Annotated in this window: 7 protein-coding genes; 4 read left to right on the top strand and 3 right to left on the bottom strand. The window is 41.7% G+C overall.

The genetic code is table 11. The annotated features are described in order from the left end of the window. Window positions 1–26: 26 nt before the first annotated feature. Genes dptH through dptF form a run of 3 tightly spaced genes read right to left on the bottom strand, consistent with a single transcriptional unit; the run spans window position 27 to window position 8,431 of the window. A complete protein-coding gene (gene dptH / locus SK066_RS19240; protein ID WP_320542695.1) occupies window positions 27–5,234 on the bottom strand; it encodes a DNA phosphorothioation-dependent restriction protein DptH in 5,208 nt (1,735 codons plus the stop codon). Beyond that, entirely contained in the window at window positions 5,215–6,621 is a 1,407-nt protein-coding gene (dptG, locus tag SK066_RS19235; protein WP_320542694.1) for a DNA phosphorothioation-dependent restriction protein DptG, read from the bottom strand. Before dptG ends, dptH begins: the two co-directional genes overlap by 20 nt. 4 nt (window positions 6,622–6,625) lie before the next feature. Further along, window positions 6,626–8,431 (bottom strand): DNA phosphorothioation-dependent restriction protein DptF, encoded by a 1,806-nt coding sequence (gene dptF / locus SK066_RS19230; protein ID WP_320542693.1) that lies wholly within the window; start codon window positions 8,429–8,431, stop codon window positions 6,626–6,628. A gap of 317 nt (window positions 8,432–8,748) precedes the next feature. On the opposite strand from dptF, the gene SK066_RS19225 reads away from it, so the two are divergent. From SK066_RS19225 to SK066_RS19210, 4 genes are all read left to right on the top strand, one after another. Next, window positions 8,749–11,703 carry an MrcB family domain-containing protein gene (locus SK066_RS19225; RefSeq protein ID WP_320542692.1) on the top strand — a complete coding sequence of 985 codons (2,955 nt, stop codon included), beginning with the start codon at window positions 8,749–8,751 and terminating at the stop codon, window positions 11,701–11,703. A gap of 30 nt (window positions 11,704–11,733) precedes the next feature. Next, entirely contained in the window at window positions 11,734–14,379 is a 2,646-nt protein-coding gene (locus SK066_RS19220; RefSeq protein ID WP_320542691.1) for a DUF2357 domain-containing protein, read from the top strand. 224 nt (window positions 14,380–14,603) lie between these two features. After that, window positions 14,604–14,987: a hypothetical protein gene (locus SK066_RS19215; RefSeq protein ID WP_320542690.1), complete on the top strand. Its 384-nt coding sequence runs from the start codon at window positions 14,604–14,606 to the stop codon at window positions 14,985–14,987. Between the two features lie 597 nt (window positions 14,988–15,584). Then, window positions 15,585–17,705: a glycoside hydrolase family 6 protein gene (locus SK066_RS19210; RefSeq protein ID WP_320542689.1), complete on the top strand. Its 2,121-nt coding sequence runs from the start codon at window positions 15,585–15,587 to the stop codon at window positions 17,703–17,705. Window positions 17,706–18,492: the final 787 nt, after the last annotated feature.

Here is an 18,492-nt window from a genome sequence, read left to right as displayed (position 1 = left end):
GTGTAGCTGTAATTCAAATATGAAATTCAATTTTTCAATTCCCAAAACGCCTTATCCCGCATCCAAATCGGCTGTCCAGCTCCAGCCTTCGCAATACTATAATGCTTTTGTAATGACTTAATCCGATTCATAATACTCTCTTCCTCAGCCTTACTCTGAGTACTAAACACCATCCGAATCTCTTTAGCTGACATCTCAGATACACTATGCACAATCCAGGTAAGAATGTAATTCGCGTAGTCATTATCTGAAGTTGAGAAGTGATTCATAAACTGAGTGGAAAGGATCGTACCAACGCCATATTCGCGTCCTTCTTTCAAAATCTTTTTGATTGACGTGAAATCTTTGCTTAAGAAGTTATCTGCTTCATCTACCAGAATCATTTTAGTGATCTCGCGATAGGTGCCTTCAATAGCGCTATGTCCTTGCATCTGCATTTGGTTATAGAATACATCTAGCGTGATCGACACAACCAAGTTCTGAATGCTCTCGTTGAATCCAGACAGATTAATTACGGTAATACCATCAATCATGTCAAATAAAGAGATCGTTTTGGTTGAATCCGGTTCAAATACTTCTGTCTCATATAGCTCTTGTAACGCAGCATATAGACTATCTACTTTGGTATCTTCTTTGCTTGCAAAGAGATCATATACATCACTCAATGTAGGAGCAGGCTGCTTCCATGTAGAAGGGTCATTTTTGACAATCCCTTTCTTAGCATAAGCCTCCATAATCGTACCTTTAAGAATAATAGACTGTACTTGTCCAAGACCAAATGATTTGGCAACTGTATCTGTAAGGGAACTACTTGTATGGACAGGTAACAGTGGCTTAATCGGCTGCGTTACATAGAGAGATAGCGGATTATATGGAAGATGGTACAAGTCGTATACTTTCGCATTAGTAGTTTCCGTGAATTCTGGCTTGATATAATCGCCCTTATAATCAAAGATCAAAATACCAATAGGCGTACCATTTACATTATCTTGGCTATTACGAGATAACTGTGTAATGAGAGATTTAGTAAACTGGGTTTTTCCTGTCCCCATTGTTCCAATGATCCCTGTATTGGTGTGCATTACTTTATCCGTAGTAGTAGGGTACCATTTTATTTCTTCATTGTTTTGAGCATTATGACCGAACAGTACTTCCAACGGCTTTCGAACAGGTTCATTGATTTCGATATTTATTTCCATATTAGAAGAAGACTCTTCTGGAGCTTGCTTTGACCCTAACCCGCTGTTGATTATTACAGCAGACATAATCTTTTCTTTAGAAGATAATTCATCCTCACTATCATTTGTTTGTTGAATTGTCGTATCCGATGAATATAAGTTACACAAGAGCTGTTCTCTAGGAATGTCACCATAAGCACTTTGAAGATGGTTTTTCATATCTTCAATACTTTTGATAATAAAGTCATAGCCGCTTGTTTCAGGATAGTTAAATATCATCACTTGATCCGTATGCTTAATCTCATTAAATACCGTATCCTTCTTAAAAGAGATAACAGATCCATTACCAATATAATTTTGTAAATGAGTTGAGATTATATAGTCATCATTAAGCAAACGACCTCGTAACTCACTGTTCGTAATATTCTCCCAATACTGTTCTGGCCATATGTTATACAAATCCATTTTCTCCGCACTTGCAATCGCAAGTTGAATAAAGAAGTTACGATAAAGTTTAGCTGTAAAGCTGTTCGTATCAGTCAAGAAATCGATCAATAATTGTTGTGTTTGTTTAACTTGGTTGATCGCTTTCTCATATACACCATTCGGGTTGTTTCCGATCTTCACTTCAATTGGATAGTAATGAACGTAAACTTGCTCTTCTTGTTGTTCGATACCGATTAGTAATAGATCATCGCTGTACGATCCAAGTTTGCCCAGATTTTTCGCTGAAAATAATCCATCACTTTGCCGCAATCCGGTTCCGCCAGATATACGAAGGATCTCTTCCATCGATATTGGAATCCATATAATATCTGAATGGGCAAAGGCAGCTAATGCCAATTTTACCGCGGATAAAATACTGATTTTTTCTCTAGGAAATTGATTTTTTTGCGCTAATAAACGTAATAGCCAGTTTCCGTTAATTGCATTAAAGAAATTAATGATTGGAGGGAGCAAGTCAGCATGAACATCAATTTGATGAGAACGCAGAAACTCGTTTATTAAGCGCTGATATTGATCTGAGCGTCTCGTTACCGTAATAGCATCAAATCCACTTGAAGATGTGTACTGATCACTGTAATGAATAACGAGCAGTTCTTTCTGTAGATCATTGTTTTTGAAGAAACTCAAGTCTACTTTGGGTTCGATAAACGTAACCCAATGTGCAGAGTCGTATACAAGATCCAGCTTTTGTTTATGAGTAGCTGAGATTGCAGTTACAATATTCATATCTTCCTGATAGTTATCCAAAGTTCGAGCAACACGTAATAACGAGTTCAGCTTAGGTACTATTGCCAGCAGTGGTGTATCTTTCGCTGGGTAATATTTAGTTCCAAATCCTGTCTTGTAGTCTTCATTGATAAAGACAGAGGGAATACCAGATACTAATCCGAATAAAGATACCCCTGTAATAATTTCAGAAGCATTGCTTGTAGCGATTTGTTCAATTTTATTCATTTGATAGAACGTAATATGACTGTATTCATATTGACTGGATTTGATATCTTGAGAATAAAATTTAACTTGATCACGGAAAATATTAAGTAATTCTTCTGAATGATATCCTTCTAGCTCTAATTTCAAATTGAAATTTTTGGCGATATCGTCAGCATTAGAATATTGAGACATCTCTTCAAAGGCATTATTTATTCCTTTTTCAGCATAAATATGAAGCTCCATAGGCAGCAGCTCTGTTTTCTCTACATTTCTCCGTAATTGCCGCTTATAATATTCAAATAAACCCTGAAGAATCTCTTGGCAATCACCCATGTTCATTGTATTGATCTTTAGTGGTGCTCTATAGTCCAGATCAAATAAATATGAAAAATGCTCCGTAAACTCCTCGATTTTTTCTTGAACTAACTTACTTACAAAAAATTTAGAAGTCTCAAAGCGTGGAAGACTTTGATCGATGTAAGTTGTCCATTCAAAAGAATCGCTTTGCTCGATTGCTTTATAGAGTTTGGAATTATTGAATGATACATAAGGTAATAAATTGGTTGGACGTAATGAACGGAGAAGTTCATCATTGATGATTTCTGAATCAATAAGCTCATTCAACTGTAATTGATACGCCAGGTGAAGTGGATGTAATGGAGTATACAGCCATTCTGATTCTTTAAGTCCTTTACGTATCGTTCCAATCAATACCAAATCGCGCTGGGTTTGATCCAAAGACTGACCATTATTTAGCTGTTGTAACTCTTGTAAGTAAGCATTAACAAAATTTTGGGCTAAAGCGGTGTATTCTTCATCAAAATAAGCTAAGCTTGGCAAAAGTTGATTCGTTCTAAAGTAGCGAAGCAAATCTAAATAAGCTTCGCGTACATTTTCTTTCACTGCAATCGGTTCGGAAGTAAGCTCTCCAGCTTCTTCAATAAAATACAAGTGGTTATCCTCGATTAATGTCAGTTCACGTTCTAGATTCTTTTTGAACTCTCCTTGAGCGTATGTTTCACGAGTGCCTTGTATGATTTTCATTTTGTCGTTTTCAATGCGATATACAAAATGCTCTTGTTTTTCACGTTTCAATTTCCAGACACTAAAGCCACCAATAGGTACCGGTCTTTCTACCACATCTTGGACTGCAAACGGAATCTCGGTATGAGGGAGTTTAATAGAAAATGGAATGAGATCTTCTTCTCCAGTATTGTCTGCATTTTTGCTGATGACTAATTCTTCAAATTCACCTATTTCAAATGCGTTAGCTGTCCCGTCAACTTGAAGAGCTGCTTGAGCTACTTCTTCTGCTCCCTTATTAAAAATCCATTGCTCATCATCTGAATTGATTAAAATATAGGAGCCTTTCGTTTTAGAAAGATGGATGGTATAAGAAGTTTGTACGGCGCTAATAAATTTTTCATATGTCTCAACAACTGCAATTTTAAACTCGTATGCAGGTGATATATCGGTTTTATACCTCACACCATAAAAGCATGTTTGACCGGGTTCAAATTGTAGTTTGACTTTTAATTTTTTGCCAGATTGCTCTGCCACAATTCTTTGTTTGATTTCGGTTCGATTGATAAATTCAGTTTTCACAAAATCATTAAAAGGCAATTCGATGGTAATGGTATTTTGTTGTTCGGGATTAAATATAATGATGTTTCGCTTACGCTGTTTACTTTTTGTTTCGCCTTCTGGGCGTTCCCAATATATTAGCCCTTCTAAAGCGACTTTTTTAGTTGGTTCTAAGTACTCTAATCCTTTTCCTTCAAGCTTTTTATCATTAGAGCGGCGAACCATACCAAAGTCTGTTTCTTGCCAGTCTATAGCCGAAAGTACTCTCACACCGGCATCATCAAAATGTCGTTCCAGACTAATATCAACCGGACCATACTGATGAGCCATTTCAACATCACTGAATAAAGATTGGTTATGATTTAGACGTTCTTTGATTTGTTTAGCAGTCATAGCGGTATTGAGCAATTCAGAATCGTAGAACAATCCTAAGTCTTTATAATCAGAAGGCTCTAAAATCTGATTATTTAACACAGTCAAAATTTTCTCGTAATCAAATAAAGTTACTTGTTCATGAAGACCTTGTTGGGCTTTATTAGAAGACATGCTGAATTCTAAAATTTGCTTTTCTTCTTTAGAAAGAGCAGAGATCTTCATTGCTTCTTGAAGGTTGCTTTCGATTTCATGAATATGAAATGGCATCCCTTCTTTGGCAAATGAAGTCATTCCTTGGACTAGACTGTCCAAGTTAGAATTATGAATTAACAGCATTGCCTTATCTGCAAAAGTATCTTCCTGAGTCCCTACTTTGTTACGAAGTGTAGTCAAGAAGTCAGGTGTAATATCGTCCGTATTCGATGCTATTAATACTTTAGCTGAACCATTGTCTAAGCATATCGATTGATAAAAACCATCTGGAGTTGTCATAGAGAAAGGTTCAATGTTTGCAAGATTTTTCACTTCATTGACCAGATCCAGTACTTGTTCAGAACGCTCAAATTGAATATGATATTTTTCACCTGGTTGCACACTAATACGAGTGAAAAATTGCTGAATCTGTTGTGCCAAGTAACTATAAAAATGCTTTGACATATATAGCATCCCCACTATCGCTTTTTTTCTCTAGCAAGTTTAATTTTTCGAAGTAATCTACAATCGAAGTTTGAGTATCACGGTCAAAAATAATACCTCTAGCTTCTAACTCTGAAAATAAATTTTTTAGCCGGATTTTAGGCTCATTTTTAATCATAAGTTTGGTTAAGAAAAGTAAATAGTCTGTATCTAAGATGAGCATCTTGCCTGATCTGCCGCGTGACTTTAAAAATGTCTTTTGGCAAAAGTGTACAAACCATTGTTTGAACTCGTTGTATGGTTTAGAGCGACTGCTATTATTGAACTGATGATCGATCATATGAAATAAAGTGTCTAATTTTTGCAATGCAGGTATATGAGATGATGAATGAAATGTCCCAAGTTGCTCCCATTTAATATCACCGGATAAGTTCTCTTTATACTCTTGAATCAATGTATCCACTTGTTGTTCTAATTCTATTTGTTCTTCTAAAGACATCGTTTGAACTTGTTCTGCAATTTGCTGATAAGATAGCAACTTATCATTGTCTGAATCAGTAGAGCCGGATTCAGTAAAATTAATCATTTTAAGGAAATTTACATGAGCGAATGTTTGGTTGATCGCGCGTTCAATACTTTTCCAGCCAAATTCATAGCTAACTCTTGTTTTAGACAGCCGTTCTTCACCTTCAAATGTAAAATATAATGGATGGATATCTATATCAGTAGCTTTAAATAGCAGTTCGTTTTTACGCGCAAATTGAGTGACATATAGAAAGTAATAATAAGAGATTAGCTTCTCAACTTGACTTGTAAATAGTTCACTTTTGGTAACTAGCCAGTTGAAATCTTTAATAAATAAGTCCGATATTATAGGAATAATAGTGTCATAACTTCTAGGATCTTTGGGATTGTCGTTTAATTGTGGTAACGATTTGAACAACAATGCACTCATCAGATCAGAATGATAATCCGTATTATTTGTTATATTCCAGGGTTGTTGATTTATCCAAAGTACATTATATAGAAAGGTGGCTAGCTTTTTGTTTTCATTGTCTACAGTATTTATGTAGTACAACGTTTGTGGATGAAAAAGATAAAGTTGATTATTTTCATCTATAAATAATGTTTTGATCATTTGTCTAAATTCACTGCGTTGATGTACTTCGTCAAAATCAATTGAATCCAAAACTGTATTAATAAGTTCATCTGTATTGACGATTTCGTCTAATTTCTTTTGCCCAATTAAACGAATAAACTCTCCGATAACTTCTCTAAAGTTGTACTGAGTGTCTTTGAATTTTGTATTATAAGGAAGAAACTCTAACTCAATTTTAGGATTATGACGAATGGAAGAAGTAAATTTGAATTTATCCCGAATTGTATCTAAGTCTAATTTATAACTCATAGGTTCACGTCTCCATAAATGAATATTGATCAAATGTAGCATCATATTTTAGTCGGTATCGAGTAGATTTACCGAACTGCTTACTTTCGAAAACGATTTCTTCAACTTGATTGCCAGCATTACTGAGCTTATCAATAAACTCTACAAATTTAATGAATTGGAATTTATCCTTTTTATTTGGTCGATATCCATTTTTAATTTGAAGTAAAAGTGAGTAAAGTGAAAAATCGATGTCGATCGATGGAATCGTACTATCATCTATATAGTTAACATTGCGAACTCTGAATTGTAATGTCATCATAGTCAAAAATTTATACAATTCATTCTGTGTAGTAGGGCTAGTACGTATAATGTGAGGCTCAATTTCTAACTTTTGCAGTGCATAGTATTGAGTTTGTGGTTGACCAATTTGTACATAAATAAGGTCTGAATTACCTTCTCCATTCCATTTATATATAGCGTCCCTAACATCTTCTCGATATAGTTTGGAAAGCTTGCTGATTTCTTTTTTGTTCCAATAAAATAGATTACGCATAAATTCTTCATAAACTTTATCTTTAAAAGAAGTATGTGATGCTTTAGGAATTAGATAGTAAAGGTAAACGAATAGCTTGGTAAGTGTCCGTTTGAAAGCTTGACTTTTATCTTCAGGATTACGCCAAGGAGAATTAGGAATTAGACCTCTAGCGAAATACGATAAATGATTAATATCGATATATTGGGCAAATAAATATGCTCCATCTTTACGTGATTTAAAACCTATAAGATGATCATCTAAAACTTCGCTTCGGATTCTCGTAGGGTTAATTCGATCAATCGCTTGGTGAATGGCAGAAGCATCTATCTTTTCAAATAACTGAAACGGTAGAAGGCACTTGGTATATGATTCAAAGTCTTGTGAATGGATCATATTTTGTATTTGCTGATGTGTTGCATTCTCCATACTAGATGGAACTAAGATATTATAAATAAAGTCTAATAACGCTCTCGTTGATATAAGAAGTTTCTCTTTGACCATGGCTTGAATCAGTAGATCAATGATGCGTTGTTGTATGATATCTTGCTGTAATAATTCATAATTTTGAAGAATAGGATTTTTAGCAGCTAGTTCATTGTCCGCTGCTACGTCTCTTTGGTAAGCTTGATAGAACGGATTATCTTGTGTTTTTTGGGTAATCTTACTAAGAATACCCTTGATGTAGCTGGATCTGGGTCCTTGATCTGTTAACTGGTACATGTGGTAATCACTGAAGTTAACGTATTGGAAAATATGATCGTCTTCGCTAGCTTCATTCGAAATAACTGATTCTAGAATCTTTTTTTGCTCTACATAAGCACGAAGTCGCTTAAAAGATTCTCCATATTCCGAGTCGATAAAGTTGTTTAAAGCACCAAGATTAATAGCCAAAATGATATTTTGAGTATTGTTTTGTTGTAATCCTTCATCTGAGAAGTTGCTCAATACAGAAGCTAACGTTTCAATAGATGTCTTGTGTGGAGAAAAGCTCTCTGTAGCATCATTGTGTAAGTAAAAAACGGTAGGATCATTCAGAAAGTCGTATTTGTTTTTTAAATAAGAAAGAATATGTGACTTACCGTCGCCAACGCCACCACATACTAAAATTAAACGAGCATTCAAAGCAGTGTACGCGTTGTTGATATGGTTTTCTAATTCCAGTTCGACAGGACGCTGAATGTGCATATATGTTTTAAATGTGCTAAAGCTCTCTAAATTTTCTACTGCTTCTTTTGATGATTGTTTACAACGTTTGAGTATATCAATAAAATGTTCTGATACAGTATCAGCCATGGTCAATCCTCCGTTATTTGAATAAATCATAATCAATCAACACAAAGTCATATTTATACAAAAACTACAGCCAGAAATATATGTAAGTCTAAAGAACCTGACTTATAGTTCAAAAGTTGCTTTTAACTTACTTTATTGTATCTGCTTTGACTTAAAATGGGAATGAAGAAATGTATTATTTTGTGTAAACATTAAAATATTGAGTGTTTTAAAGGTTTTTGATAGCCTCTACGATTGAATTTGCATATAAATAGATGAATTTTCAGGTTGATCTAACATAGCGTTTTTATATTATTGAATGGCAAAGGAGAATACCTATGACCTTACCAATAGAACTCCAAAATATCTTCCTGCATCGCCAAAAATCATACAAAATGGTTTTTATTCTCGTTCTTATCGACGAAATGCGTGCAAGCCGTGAACGCGAAGTATCCATGACGCGCATCAAGGAGCGCTTTCTCGACTACTTTCAAAAGCGCGAAGCTCGTAGCTTACCTGTCGATTCGCCGCCTTCACGTATTGCCTTTCGCTGGGCAGATGTAGTTGTGAGCAGAGTGCAGTATATTGTAGATTCGACAATTGAATCGCTTATGCATATCCTCGACTACCCCAGCTCCGGCTACACGATCGGCTTCAAACCAGAAATCTACAACCAGCTTACCCCAGCCGTACTGGACGAACTATACCACTTCACTCTGGATGAGCTGGATATCTACTACGCACCACCGCAATCAGACTTCTCCCTGCGCGAAGACCTGCTGAACATCATTCGCAACTACCTCCCTGCCAAGCAGCAGCCACTTACCGGACATCCGCTGGCAGAGTATGTACGGAAGATCGTACCGGAGCATCTGCGTTCGCTTCCATTCGTACATAATCACTTCAAAGTACGTGGCTCCGTCGGGCGTGGCAATAACTGGGCGACGATTCCGTGGATTGCGGTGATGTATCCGCAGCTGACGGATACGATTCAGCGTGGGGTGTATGTGGCGTATTTGTTTTCGGCGGATATGCAGCGGCTTTATTTGACGCTGAATCAAGGGCTGGGTGAAGTGCGCAGTCATCTGGGACGTAGTGACAGCCAGACGTATTTTCAGGAGCGGGCGCAGGAGATTCGGGAGAAGCTACCGGCTGGGCGGATGCGGATGGATGATGAGATGGATCTGGGCGATGGGCGGCTGGGGGATGATTACCAGACGTCAACGATTGCTTATTTTGCTTATGATACGGCGCAGCTACCGGATAATGAGCAGCTCGTCACCGATCTATGGGATGCGATGGACAGTTATATGTTCTATATCGAGAGTACGGCGATTACGCCGAATACGATGTGGGCGGTTCAGGTGCAGGAGGACGATGGTGGTGAAGTGTATGTGCCTCGTTTACGTGATCGGGATATCGCGGATGTGCTGGAGCGTATTAGTGAGTATGTATCGGCAAGTGGCTTTTATTTTCCACAGCAGCTTACGCATAACTTCTATTTGTCGCTGAAAACGCGGCCTTTTGTCATTTTAGCGGGGATTTCGGGAACGGGGAAGACGCGGCTGGTACGGCTATTTGCCGAGGCGATTGGAGCGACAGCGGAAAATGGGCAGTTTACGCTCATTCCAGTGCGACCGGATTGGAGTGATCCCGCGGAGTTGATCGGGTACCGTGATCTGTCGGGGATGTTTCAACCGGGGCCGCTGACGCTGGTCATTCGTGAGGCTTCAAGGCCAGAGAACCGGAAAAAGCCTTATTTTGTCTGTCTGGATGAGATGAATCTGGCGCGGGTGGAGCATTATTTTAGCGATATGATGAGTTTGCTGGAAACGCAAAAGTGGCGCGAAGAGATTGTGCATCCGTATTCTTCGCCGGAGCGTCGGCAGGAGTATGTGTATACAGGAGAGCAGGAGCCTGGAAGAGCGTCGGAGCAGGCTAGAGGTGTGAAGCAGGGGCAATCCTATGCGTATGGGGAGCGGGATGACTCAAGTGGTTCTAGTTCTGTACAGCGTTATCCTGATGAGCGTGATCGTGATGGCACTAAAGGACGGCATATGATGCTAGATCATGAAGGTAATGAAAATAATACAATAAACAAAGGAAACCAAGGGAATACAGAAAGCGAAGCTAATCAAGAGACTGAAGTCAATAAAAATACTAAAGTTAATAAAAATGCTGAAGGTAACGGGCATAGTGAAGGATCGTTTAGCGGAGATCGTAGTCATTCAGAAGATAGCGAATCGCTCCGTATGTCTCCTGCCGATGCTTCCAAGCTGCATTCTGATTCTCGTTCTAATGCTAGCTCTATCCATTCTAACCAGTCGGATGCTTCATTAAAGAGACACACTTCATTCGAGCCTGAGAGTCGTCAGAGTCAGCAAGGATCGGCTATTTCGGACCATGCTGGTACTGATGCGGAGTATATGGATGAAGATGATTCATTCGATGGTACAGACCATGTGCAGTATGTAATGTCTAACCAGACGAATACAACCACTACCACACAAGCAAACGACTCTAGAAACGACTATAGTCGCAAGCCAGCCCATGAACGCAAAACAGAACGGCGAATCGTGACCGATCCATTAATCGCCGCAGGTATGCTGCAGCTGGAAGAGGATCGGGTGATGTATGGGCAACTGGGCATACCGGATAATGTATATATCGTGGGCACAGTGAATATGGATGAAACGACGTATCCATTTAGCAAGCGTGTGCTGGATCGGGCGAATACAATTGAGTTCGATACGATTGATCTGATGCAGTTGCCAGCTAAGAGCAGGACGGCTACTACGGTTGAGACGGTGCCGATGGAGCAGCCGTTTTTGCGGAGTGATTATTTACAGCTTGTCGATGCGATGGAGGAGCATGAGGAGCTGATCATACGCACGACAGAACAGCTGGTACGTGTGAATCGTATTTTGGAAAATATTCATGCTCATGTGGGCTACCGGATTCGGGATACGATTTGCTTTTATCTGGTGTATAATCAGCGATTTGGCTTGATGAGTGAAGATGAGGCATTCGATCTGCAATTGCTGCAAAAGATTTTGCCGCGTATTCAGGGGAGTCAGGCAGCGGTGCGGCGAGCGCTGGTGCGTTTGTTGGAGCTGTGTCTGAAGGATGATGTGCGTGTGCCGTCTCCATTTGAAGATGATGATCGTTTTTGGAGTCAATGGGAGTATGGAGAAGAAGCTCCGAATGCCCAATATCCAGAGAGTGCGCGTAAGCTGGTCTATATGATTCGGAAGCTGGATGAGGATGGCTTTACATCGTACTGGGTATCTTGATGGATGGATAGCTCGTAAGGAGGTGAGTGAATGAACCCGGAACAGACGGTGCGGTTATTACAAATACGTACAACGATTGGTGATATCTATATCGAAGGCAAGCCGTATCATCCATCGGTGGAAGCGCTGGAGCTGCATCGGCAGGAGGGGCAATGGGTGGATGCTCATCTCAAATGTGTATCGTTAGCTCCAGAGGTGAAGGTGCAGTCGGTTCAGGTTTTTTCGCCATTGACGGGTGAGCTGGTGGATTGGGATCGACAGACGCCTGTTTTGCCTTGCTTTTATGAGCAGCAGACGTATGAGTGGATCTATGAGCGCCGGGATGATGTGACGATGCCGATCAATTTTTACCATGTGAATCGTCAATTGCGTGAAGCGGTGACGTGGAAAGGGACGCGTATTCTGTCCGGGTTGCTTAACTTTCGCAATGAAGTCGGCTTTAGCGAGCTGGAGCTGCGATCGGGTGGGCAGCGTTTATTATCGGTCGAGCTGGAGGTGTTCCCATCCAAGCTCGATTACCGTGAAGACTATGTACGTTTATTGCAGGAAGTGAATCGGCAGATCTATAATCTGAGCTTTGATTTTTTGAAACGCACGTATCAGTCAGCGACATTGCGTGATACCGAGCACCAGAGCTTAACGGAATTTTTCTCGATTATTACGCATTTATTTGATCATATGGAACGGGCGATGGAACGGATTACGCTACAGCCGCATCATCGGATGGAACGTCACACCGAAGTGCGGAAGGCAAGTCAGGCACGCAGACCATCTCGGAAAAATAGTCAGTATTTATCCAGTCATCCGCAGTATTTGGAGCGGCTGAATGTGGAATACGATCAACATAGGCAGCGGTCTGAAAGGAGTTCAAATGACAGGTTCGAGCAGCAGTATGGCGCTGATTCGAATGCTAGATTAGGAAGATCATATTCTTCCGGTGCTCGCCTGGATACTCGTTCGACTTCATCTAATTCTACTTCGCAGCGGCGTGGCGAACATGCCACTCGGCATGCTATGTCTCGACCGGGCACTATTCCTATCGCAGGCGAAGCGTACCGTCCAACGCGTCTACTTGATACCGTTAAGCGCCTGTCGTATGACACAGCGGAAAATCGCTTTCTGCGCTGGATGCTAGAGCGTATTCTGGTGCGGCTGAACCAGCTACAAGAGCAATATGAGCAGCTTAGTCGTCCTACCAATTACCGTAGTCGGAGCTATGATGAGCAGTTTAGTCTTGTCGTTGCACAGATGATCCGGCGCTTAGAGCGTATGCTAAGCGTAGAATGGCTAAAGAAACTGACGCCTATGCGCAGTATGAGCATTAGTCTTGTGATGCAGATGGCGCCAGGGTATCGGGAAATGTATCGATATTATTTGACCCTGCTCAAAGGGCTGTCCATTCAAAGTGATCTGCTACGGCTATCGATGAAGGAAATCTCAGAGCTGTACGAATACTGGTGCTTCCTCAAGCTGAATGAGCTTCTGGCACGCAAATATTCATTAGTTGAGCAAAGTGTGATCAAGCTCAATCATTCCGGTTTATTCGTGACGCTGGATCGAGGACAGCAGTCGCAGATGAAGTATCGTCATCCACGAACAGGTGAGCTATTTGTGCTGTATTATAACAGTGCACCGAAAGGAACGGCATCGCCTACACTCGCGCAGCGTCCAGATAATGTACTGTCGCTCCACAAGCAGGATGCTGGTAAGCAGAAGACGTATAACTTTATTTTCGATGCGAAATACCGTATTCATGTGGCAGAGCAAGGCTCAGCTTATCGGGTGATGTACAAGCAGCCGGGACCGCAGGAGGAAGACATTAATACGATGCACCGTTATCGGGATGCGATGGTGCATCTTGACGATTCGTCAGCAGAAGATCGGGAGCGCTATGAGCGTACGATGTATGGGGCATATGTGCTATTTCCGTACGGAGATGAAGAGCAGTATCGGGAGCATCATTTTTATAAAAGTATTCAGCGGATCAATGTGGGTGCATTGCCGTTCTTGCCTAATGCGACCTCGCTTGTTGAGCAATTTTTGGATGAGCTGATTGCAGATAGCCCGGAAAAATCGTATGAGCGTGCAACCGTACCACAGCGGACTGAGGAATATTATGAGGATGCGATCGAGCAGCGACAGCGTAATATGCTGATTGGCTCGGTGCGTGGCCGGGAGCAGGTAGAACTGGCGTTGAAGCATCGATTTTACCATGTACCGCTGCGTAATTTGAATGATGTGCAGGTGGTGACGCAGCTGAATTATGTGGCAATGTATCAGTCCAAGCGGAGCTTTGGTGCGCAAGGGCAGGAGGGCATACGTTATTATGGGCGTATTACGGGCTGGCAGATTATGCGGCGTGGAGATATTGAAGAGCTACCGCCAGATGAACGTAAGCAGGATCAGCTGTATGTGAAGCTGAATGTGGAGGATTGGCAGGAACGCACACCAGCGATTATGCCGGAAGGGCAGGGGATTTATACACTGCTGCTGACGAGCAAGTATATGTTCGATCGTGCGGATGAGCTTGCTGAGCTGCGGCTGGAGACGGAGGAACAGCTGACGCAGTGGCGTGAGAAACGACGTCAGGGTCGGGTCAAGGTCACATTGGATCAGCATTATGCCGATCTAGCGGAAAAGGTGCTGGACATTACAGTCGAGCCGGAGTCAGAATAATTGGTATGAGGTATGAGGTATGAGGTATGAGGTATGAGGTATGAGGTATGAGGTATGAGGTATGAGGGGAACTATTTTCACTTTTTATTTAAGTCTAAATAAGTCCAAATATTGAACATCTCCATCGCGAAGTCGCTTTCTCTCCAATATACTGTAACCGACACGCACTTATGGCGTAATAGTGGTAACAGAAGATAAACGCCTGACGGCGGTGGAGGGATAGCATGAAATATTTTTTTGGTAAAGGTCGGATGATGCGCTGGATTGAGGTACTGGTTGTCTGGATCGTGCTGGGGCGAATTTTCGGTATGATGTCGCATATGGCCTGGTTTGGAATCGGGCTGATGCTTCAGCTTCTATTTCATCAATTGTATGAGCGGCAAAAGGATCTGGCTCCAGACGCGATCAAGAAGCGCTTTGCCCTCGCCGCAGCGACTGGTGTGGTGACACTGGGCGGTATAGCGAATGCGTTTTGGGCAGAATATGACGCATGGTGGTTCCAGCTATTCATGGTGCTGTTCTGGAGCTTCTGCTTTTATGGCGCCGTCCGTATGTATCGCGAGACAGCCAAGCGCCAGGCAAAAGTGAAAATTGCGGACTCTATTTAAAATATATAGTAAAATGTGGAAATTACAATCGTCAATGTTATATATGATGGCGATATTGTTATATCTGTTAATATCTTATTGCTCGTATACGATAGTGAAATGAGGAAACGGACGAGCAAGAATGACTGAAAACATGAACGAAGGTAGCTACAATAAGTGATTTCCGTTCATGATAACAATGCGAAGTGAAAACAAAAAAGCAGATACAAAACGAGACCAAAAGGAGACTTTTGGTCTTTTTGCATGTCCGAGCTTGTTTGTTTGTGGATTGTTGTTAGTTGAATGGTATAGAAGTCGAGCAAGAAAGCTAGAAATTCAATTTTAATTAGAAAATATTACCATATAACAAAAGCGTCCATTCTCAATATAAGATATTAAAAATTGAAATTAAAATCCATATTTTGAAATATACACTAAAAATTAGCTTTCGTATAATCGACTGTGAAAGGGAGGTGATTCAAAAGGGGTATCAGTAAGCTGTCAGGCGAAACGAAAACGCTTACTACATTCAAACAGCTTGCTTCACACAAATCCACAGAAAGAAAGGTGAATGGATTGAAGTCCAAAAAAGGATTTTGGCAAGGATTTAAGTATACGATGGCTGTGTCGTTACTCGCAGGAAGTCTGTTGCCTGCCATGACTGCTTCACCGGTGTACGCGGAATCGCATGTGGACAATCCGTTTGTCGGAGCTACAGCCTATATTAACCCGGATTATGCCAAAGAGGTAGATGGCTCGATTGCAAAAGTAACCGATACAACGTTGAAAGCGAAAATGGCTACAGTCAAATCGTATCCAACTGCCGTCTGGCTGGATCGGATCGATGCGATTGCAGGTGGCTCGGCGAATGCAGGCAGACTGAGTCTGGAGCAGCATCTGGATACAGCATTGGCACAAAAGAAAGGCAATACGCCGATTACCGCTATGTTCGTTATCTATGATCTGCCAGGACGCGATTGTCATGCACTTGCGTCTAACGGAGAGCTGCCGCTCACCCAGGCGGCTTTGCAACGTTATAAAACAGAGTATATCGATGCGATCGCACAAGTCTTTGCGAATCCTAAATATAAAGATATTCGCATCGTCAATGTGATCGAACCAGATAGCCTGCCTAACCTGGTAACGAATCTGAATGATGCACGCTGCGCGGCTGCCAATTCTAGTGGCATCTACGTGGATGGTATCCAATATGCGCTGAACAAGCTGCACGCTATTCCTAACACATACAACTACCTGGATATCGGTCACTCCGGCTGGATGGGCTGGGATAACAACCGTACAGCGGGTGTTGCTCTGTACAAAACAGTCGTAGGCGGTACAACAGCAGGTCTGTCCAGTGTGGATGGCTTTGTCACCAATACGGCGAATACAACACCGCTGAATGAGCCGAATCTGCCGAACCCGGATCTGAATGTCGGGGGACAACCGATCAAGTCGGCGAAGTACTATGAATGGAATCCGTATTTTGACGAATCGGACTTCACCAGCATACTGTACTCCGACTTTGTGAATGCAGGCTTCCCTAGTAGCATTGGGATGCTGATCGACACAGGACGTAATGGCTGGGGTGGCCCGAACCGTCCAACGATGGCATCAGGTAGTGACATTAATTCATACGTAAACTCGGGACGTGTCGATCGTCGTTCGCACCGCGGGAACTGGTGTAATGTGAGTGGTGCCGGTATCGGTACACCGCCTACAGCTGCACCGGCTGCCCATCTGGATGCATACGTATGGGTGAAGCCCCCAGGTGAATCGGATGGCTCTAGCTCACTGATCCCGAACAATGAAGGCAAAGGCTTTGATCGGATGTGTGACCCAACGTATACTACACCAGATGGTGTACTGACTGGCGCACTGCCAAATGCACCGATCTCCGGTGCATGGTTCCACGATCAATTCGTAACGCTTGTAAACAACTCGTTCCCTGTACTGACAACAGGCGGTACAACGCCACCTCCTGTAACACCAACATCACCAGCTGTACCGACTGGTCTGCAAGCCACAGCTGGTGATGCACAGGTGAAGCTGAACTGGTCTTCTGTAACAGGTGCAACGAGCTATACAGTGAAGCGCGCAACCGATGCAGCAGGCCCGTTTACAGCTGTAGGCAGTAGTGTAACGGCAACGCTGTATACCGATAGCAATGTTGTGAATGGCACAACGTATTATTACAAGGTGAGTGCAACGAATGCGGTTGGCAGCAGCAACGATTCCGCTGCGGTTAGCGCTAAACCGACAGCGACCGAGGTGCCGCCGACAGAGCCACCAACCACACCACCAACGTCGTCCGATCTAGTCGTACAATACCGTGCAGCAGATACGAATGCGACTGATTCACAGATCAAGCCTTATTTGAATATTCAAAATAAGGGTACATCCGCTGTGGATCTGAGCACTTTGAAGCTGCGTTACTACTTCAGTGTAGAGGGTGGAGGAACGATGAGCTCATGGATTGACTGGGCTCAAGTCGGTCAGGACAATATTACACGCACATTCGGTAACGGCTATGTGGAACTGGGCTTCACAGCAGCGGCAGGTAAATTGCAGCCAGGTGCAAGCACAGGCGAAATTCAGCTACGCATGGCCAAATCCGACTGGTCGGCACTGGATGAAAGCAACGATTATTCCTTTGATCCAACCAAAACGTCGTATACAGACTGGAACAAAGTAACACTGTATCAGGATGGTAAGCTTGTATGGGGGATTGCTCCGTAAATTGAAGTGGATAAGTTGAGCTACCTACTGTAGCCTCTGTTGGTACAGGTACAGGTACAGGTACAGGTACAGGTACAGGTACAGGTACAGGTACAGGTACAGGCTTAGTTGGTAGTTAGCTCATTGCTATGCAGTAGCGCTAAGCGCTAAGTAGAAGCTGTACTAACAAGGCAGCGATTTGGAGTCGGGTCTTCCTTCTAATGTAATAACTAGGGAGACCCGATTTTTAATTGTAAGTGTTCGTTGCTGATAAACCAGAATTAGCTACTATGATCTAACATGAGCATTCACGATTGCCGAAGTAGATGAGGTATAGAGATAACGATAACGCATAGAGCATAAAGCACAGCGTTCGACCTGCGTTCCTTTATTCAACTATGTTATGATAGGGTGAATGTATAACAGGCGTTAGTGAATCAATTACAGTAAGGATCGATTCGCTACCTATCGGACTTGATTGAAAAGGGGCTTTGAACAATGGAGATTGTATATTCTGTGCTGCAAGGGTTAGGCATGATCTTTGTCATTATCGCTATATTTGTGATCGTGAGTATGCTACAGCTTTTTCGACGTAACAATCGCAGATAAGTGGAGCGTGGATAAGCTTAGCTAGGATACGGATCAATAGGGCCGAATGGCTCGATTCAGTGAAGATAACTTGCTAGCTATGATAATTATTTACAAATTTCGGAATCTTTATATTCATTTTCTGGTAAAAATATATTAATTTAGTTATAGGATGGATGCATAGGCAATTCTTCATTAAACAAGGAAGTAAAGTGGATCA

The organism is Paenibacillus hunanensis, assembly GCF_034055775.1.
GTDB lineage: Bacteria > Bacillota > Bacilli > Paenibacillales > Paenibacillaceae > Saccharibacillus > Saccharibacillus hunanensis.
Note: the sequence above shows the minus strand (reverse complement) of the source record. Positions and strands in the feature narration are given on the sequence as shown.